A 1,120-nucleotide genomic window follows, 5' to 3' on the forward strand; every position below is an offset into this window, starting at 1 on the left:
GTAAGTTCATCCCAAGAAAGCCTTCCCTGCGGTAGAATACAAAGAAACACCGAAAACGCCCCAAAACCCCGACAGGAGGTACGAGAATGAACCAGACATTTCTGGAACTGCTGGCGGAGATTGAGGACTTTCGTAAAGGAAACGCGATCCACTATCGGCTCCAGGATATCCTTCTGGTCAGCGTGCTGGCCGTGATCTGCAACATGGATACCTCCACGGAAACGGCCATGTTTGCCGATCATCAGAAGAAATATCTGGCGCCGTTCTGCGACTTCCGCCACGGCACACCCTCTCACGATACCTTCGGCAAGGTGTTGAGCCGCCTCGATCCCCGCGTGTTGTCCGAACGCTTCAACGCCTGGATGAGCGAACTGTACGTCCACCTGGGCGAGCTGGCGGAGTCAAGAGGCATGACCGTCGCCATCGACGGCAAGACCATATGCCGCAGCGGCAGTTCCGAACAGAAAGCCAGTCACGTGCTCACCGCTTTTGCCAGTCGGGCGCAGCTGGTCCTCGGTCAGATCAAGACCGACGGGAAGAGCAACGAGATCACGGCCATCCCCGAACTGCTGGACCTCTTTCAGGTCAAAGACACCGTCGTCACCATCGACGCCATGGGGACGCAGAAGAACATCGCCGCCAGGATCGTCGAACAGGGCGGAGATTACGTCCTCGCCGTCAAAGGCAATCAGAAGAAACTGCACGACGACATCATCCGGCACCTGCGCAGCGAAGCGCAGGACACAAGCACAAGAGAACTCAAAGCCAAAGGACAGTACGCTGTTACTCTGGAAAAAGATCATGGGCGCATCGAGAGAAGAGAATGTTACCTCTCCAACGACCTGAGCTGGTTCGAAGGACTTGAAGACTGGCGAGGCATCGCGGGAGTGGCGTGGATCCGCAACACCCGGAACGTCGATAACAAGAATAACAAGACGACCACTGAAGACCATTACTTCATCTACAGCCTGAAAGGAGCCCGGGCGCAAGACCTTCTGCGCATCAAGCGAGAGCACTGGGCGATCGAGAACAACTTACGCTGGATGCTGGACGTGGCCTTCAGGGAGGATGACTGCCGGGCGAGAGCGAAGAACGCGGCGGAAGTGATGAACATTCTGCG

At 56.4% G+C, this 1,120-nt stretch carries 1 protein-coding gene; it reads left to right on the top strand.

The window, feature by feature from the left end:
- Positions 1–86: 86 nt before the first annotated feature.
- The coding region (locus tag FYJ74_RS11575) for an ISAs1 family transposase (protein ID WP_154529721.1) at positions 87–1,120 on the top strand (1,034 nt) is incomplete at its 3' end.

Source organism: Pyramidobacter porci (assembly GCF_009695745.1).
In the GTDB taxonomy this organism is placed as follows: Bacteria; Synergistota; Synergistia; order Synergistales; family Dethiosulfovibrionaceae; genus Pyramidobacter; species Pyramidobacter porci.